The organism is Spirillospora sp. NPDC046719 (assembly GCF_040645715.1).
In the GTDB taxonomy this organism is placed as follows: Bacteria; Actinomycetota; Actinomycetes; order Streptosporangiales; family Streptosporangiaceae; genus Spirillospora.
Genome location: NZ_JBEYYT010000645.1, coordinates 1 through 4,087, shown reverse-complemented (window position 1 = coordinate 4,087; position 4,087 = coordinate 1). Strand labels below are relative to the sequence as shown.

Annotated in this window: 5 protein-coding genes; 4 read left to right on the top strand and 1 reads right to left on the bottom strand. The window is 70.8% G+C overall.

All coding sequences use genetic code 11. The annotated features are described in order from the left end of the window. Positions 1 to 59: 59 nt before the first annotated feature. From ehuB to ehuA, 4 genes are read left to right on the top strand one after another with little or no spacing between them, the layout of a single operon-like run. Positions 60 to 953: an ectoine/hydroxyectoine ABC transporter substrate-binding protein EhuB gene (ehuB, locus tag ABZ914_RS47910; protein ID WP_500201288.1), complete on the top strand. Its 894-nt coding sequence runs from the start codon at positions 60 to 62 to the stop codon at positions 951 to 953. Between the two features lie 3 nt (positions 954 to 956). After that, positions 957 to 1,673, top strand: a complete 717-nt coding sequence (ehuC, locus tag ABZ914_RS47905) for an ectoine/hydroxyectoine ABC transporter permease subunit EhuC (RefSeq protein WP_500201287.1) — start codon at positions 957 to 959, stop codon at positions 1,671 to 1,673. Beyond that, a complete protein-coding gene (gene ehuD, locus ABZ914_RS47900; RefSeq protein ID WP_190866126.1) occupies positions 1,673 to 2,326 on the top strand; it encodes an ectoine/hydroxyectoine ABC transporter permease subunit EhuD in 654 nt (217 codons plus the stop codon). The genes ehuC and ehuD overlap by 1 nt, the downstream gene beginning before the upstream one ends. Further along, entirely contained in the window at positions 2,313 to 3,209 is an 897-nt protein-coding gene (gene ehuA / locus ABZ914_RS47895) for an ectoine/hydroxyectoine ABC transporter ATP-binding protein EhuA (protein WP_190866128.1), read from the top strand. The genes ehuD and ehuA overlap by 14 nt, the downstream gene beginning before the upstream one ends. Positions 3,210 to 3,365: 156 nt before the next feature. Here ehuA and ABZ914_RS47890 read toward each other — a convergent pair whose 3' ends face one another. Continuing rightward, complete coding sequence (locus tag ABZ914_RS47890; RefSeq protein WP_433137922.1) at positions 3,366 to 4,010, bottom strand: TetR/AcrR family transcriptional regulator; 645 nt, start codon at positions 4,008 to 4,010, stop codon at positions 3,366 to 3,368. Positions 4,011 to 4,087: the final 77 nt, after the last annotated feature.

The following is a 4,087-nucleotide window of genomic DNA, read 5'->3' as shown; positions in this document are numbered from 1 at the left end:
GGGCTCTCCACGGCCCCCCGCGGGCGCGGGTCCACCCCCTCCCCTGCAGGAGTTCAACGATGACTTCCTCGAGACGCGACTTCCTCCGCACCGCCGTTCTGCTGTCCGCCGCGGTCCCCCTGGCGGCGGCGGGCTGCTCCACGACGGATCCGGACAAGGAGGTCTCCGGCGGCGGCACCCTCGACAAGGCCAAGAAGGCCGGAAAGATCACCGTCGGGTTCGCCAACGAGGCCCCCTACGGCTACACCGACAAGGACGGCAAGCTGACCGGCGAGGCGCCGGAGCTGGCCCGCGCCATCTTCAAGAAGCTCGGCATCGACAAGGTCGAGGGCGTCCAGGTCGACTTCGGCGGCCTGATCGGCGGCCTCAACGCCAAGCGGTTCGACGCGATCGCCGCCGGCATGTTCATCACCCCCGAGCGGTGCGCGTCCGCCGCGTTCGCCAACCCCGAGTACGTCGCCAAGAGCGCCTTCATGGTGCCGAAGGGCAACCCGAAGAACCTGAAGAACCAGAACGACCCGGCGAAGGCCGGCGTCCGGGTCGGCGTGCTGACCGGCGCGGTCGAGCAGGGCTACGCCGAGAAGAGCGGCGTCAAGAAGAGCGACATCAAGACGTTCCAGGACCAGGCCAGCGCCTACGAGGGCCTGAAGTCCGGGCGCATCGACTGCATCTGGCTGACCCGCATCTCGCTGGCCGACCTGCTGTCCAAGCACCAGGACGGCAAGTACGAGGTGACGGACGCGTTCACGCCCGTCATCGACGGCAAGGAGCAGCTCGGCGCCGGCGCGTTCGTGTTCCGCAAGGCCGACTCCGACCTGCTGAACGCCTGGAACACCCAGCTCGCGGCGCTGGAGAAGGGCAACCAGCTGCTGCCGATCCTGCAGCCGTTCGGGTTCACCCAGGCGGAGATGCCGAGCCCGGACGACACCGCCGCCAAGTTCTGCCAGGGCTGACCTGTGTCGCAGGTCCTCGACAGCTATCACCAGTGGCTGGAGGGCGCGTGGCTGACCTTCCGGCTCACCGTCTTCGGCGGTTTGCTGGCGCTGGTCCTCGCGCTGCTCTTCGGGCTCGCGGGCACCGCCCGCAGCGGGTGGGTCCGCGCGCTGAACCGGGTGTACGTGGAGTTCTTCCGCGGCACCGCGACGCTGGTGCTGCTCTACTGGTTCTTCTACGCGCTGCCCCTCATCGGCCTCCGGTTCACCACCCTGTTCGCGGCGGTCCTCGCGCTCGGCATGAACGTCGGCGCGTACGGCGCCGAGGTGGTGCGCGGCTCGATCAAGGCCGTCCCCAGGGCGCAGTACGAGGCGACGGTCGCGCTGAACTTCACGCCCGCGCAGCGGATGCGGCGCGTCCTGCTGCCGCAGGCGTTCGCGCTGATGCTGCCGCCGTTCGGCAACCTGCTCATCGAGCTGATGAAGGGCACCGCCATCGTCTCGCTCGTCGGCCTCGTCGACATCACGCACGTCTCCAAGAACGTGCAGGGCAGCACCGGGCAGACCGTCTGGTCGTTCACCGTCGCGCTGGTGCTGTACTTCGTCATCGCGCAGGTGCTGCAGCTGTTCGTGCGCTACGCCGAACGGCGGGTGGACCGGATGCTCGGCCGCCGCTCCACCCGTGAGCCCGACCTCGGGACGGTCGCGGCGGGCGCGCCCGGAGCGGGAGTGGCCGGCTGATGAACTGGGACTGGAACTACACCGGCGACATCATCCCCGACCTGCTGGACGGGCTGCGCTACACCGTCATCGCGACGCTCGCCGGCTACGTCATCGCGGTGCTCCTCGGCCTGGTGTGGGCGATGCTGCGGCGCACCCCGAACGTCGTCGTCGCCCAGACCGTGCGGTGGGTCACCGAGTTCATCCGGTCGACGCCGCTGATCCCGCAGCTGTACTTCGTGTACTACGTGCTGCCGTCGTGGGGCCTGACGATCGGTTCGCTCACCGCCGGGATCATCACGCTGGGGATCCACTACTCGACCTACACCGCCGAGGTGTACCGGGCGGGGATCTCCGACATCCCGCGCGGGCAGTGGGAGGCGTGCACCGCGCTGAACCTGCCGCGGTCGCGGGTGTGGCTGGACGTGATCCTGCCGCAGGCGATCCGGCGGGTGATCCCGACGCTGGGCAACTACCTGATCGCGATGTTCAAGGACTCGCCGCTGCTGCTGGCGATCAACGTGACGGAGCTGCTGATGTCGGCGTACCAGGTGGGCTCGCGGAGCCTGCGGTTCCTGGAGCCGGTCACGCTGGTGGGCCTGCTGTTCGTCATCGTCAGCGTCATTTCCTCGATACTCGTCCGCCGCCTGGAGAGGCGTTATGCCACCAACTGACACCACACCGGAAGCCCCCACGCCCGAAGAGGAGTCCCCGGGCGTCTCCGTCGGGAAGCAGGGCGTCCGCAAGGAGGACGGCGGCGGCGCGGCGGCCGCGCTGCCGCGGGGCGACGCGCCCGGCATCCGCTTCGAGAAGGTCGTCAAGCGGTTCGGCTCCAACACCGTGCTGCGCGAGCTGGACTTCGCCGTCGAGCCCGGCGAGCGGGTGACGCTGATCGGGCCGAGCGGATCGGGCAAGACGACGATCCTGCGGCTGCTGATGACGCTGGAGAAGCTCGACGACGGGCTGATCTGGATCGGCGACGACACCCTCTGGCACATGGACAAGGGCGGGCGCCGCGTCCCGGCCAACCAGAAGCACCTGCACGAGATGCGCAAGCAGGTCGGCATGGTGTTCCAGCAGTTCAACCTGTTCCCGAACATGAACGTGCTGCGCAACCTCACCGAGGGGCCGGTGCGGGTGCTCGGGGCGTCCAAGGACGAGGCGGTCGAGCGGGCCCGCGGCCTGCTGGACATGGTCGGGCTGTCCGACAAGGAGAACGCGCACCCCTCGCAGCTGTCCGGCGGGCAGCAGCAGCGGGTCGCGATCGCGCGGGCGCTGGCCATGCAGCCGAAGGTGCTGCTGCTGGACGAGGTGACCTCCGCGCTGGACCCGGAGCTGGTCGTCGGCGTGCAGGACCTGCTGCGCGACATCGCCCGCGAGAGCGACCTGACGATGCTGTGCGTCACGCACGAGATGGCCTTCGCCAAGGACATCTCCGACCGGGTGCTGATGTTCGACCAGGGCCAGATCGTCGAGGAGGGCCCGCCGGACCGGATCTTCGGCGAGCCCGCCGAGCAGCGCACCCGCGACTTCCTGCAGGCGGTGCTGGCGTCGTGAGCGGCGCCGATCTCCTCAGCGGGAGCCCGGACAGGGACTAGTCTCGTCTCGTTCGACATCGCCCGCGTCCCCGTCGCCCCGGGGACGCGGGCGATCCCCGTTCAGGACGCCGTCGGGACGCCGTCGGGGCACCGTCGGGACGCCGTCGGGACGCCGTCAGGGTGCGGCGGGCGGGCGGCGGGTGATCATCGGGGCGAGGTGGCGGCGGGCGTAGCGGCGCGCGCGGTCGTCGTCGTCCAGCGGGACGCAGCCGTCCGGGGCCAGCACGAACGACAGCATCACCCGGATCAGCGTCTCGGCGGTGACGTCGGCGTCCTCCGCGACGTCCGGCGCGACGCCGTCCGCGGCGCGCAGCACCCCGGCCAGGAACGTCCGCGCCGCCGCGAGGAACGGGCCGCTGTCGACGGTCAGGAACGGCAGCAGCGCGTCCGGCTCCGTCGCCATCAGGCGCTGGAACAGCCCGTGCCCGCGGGCGTGCCGCAGCGTCACCACGAACCCCTCCGCGACCCGGTCGGAAACGTCCGGCAGGCCCTCCATGGCGGCGGTGAACACCTCGAGGAAACGCCGCACCTCCCGCAGCAGCACCGCCTCGACCAGCGCGTTCTTGGACGCGAACCGGCGGTAGACGGTGATCCGGGCGACCCCGGCGCGGCGCGCGACGTCCTCCATGGAGGCGCGGCGCAGCCCGAACTCGGCGAACTGCTCCAGCGCGGCGTCGAGGACGCGCGCGCTGGTCGGGTCCGCGTCATGGTCGTACGCGAGGACGCGGGCGAGCATGTTCTCGGGGGGAACGGCGGCCATCGCCCGCCAGCGTAGCCGGGGTTCGTTTCGATCCCGGCCCGGCGCGCGGCCGGGCGCACGGCCGGGCACGCGGCCGC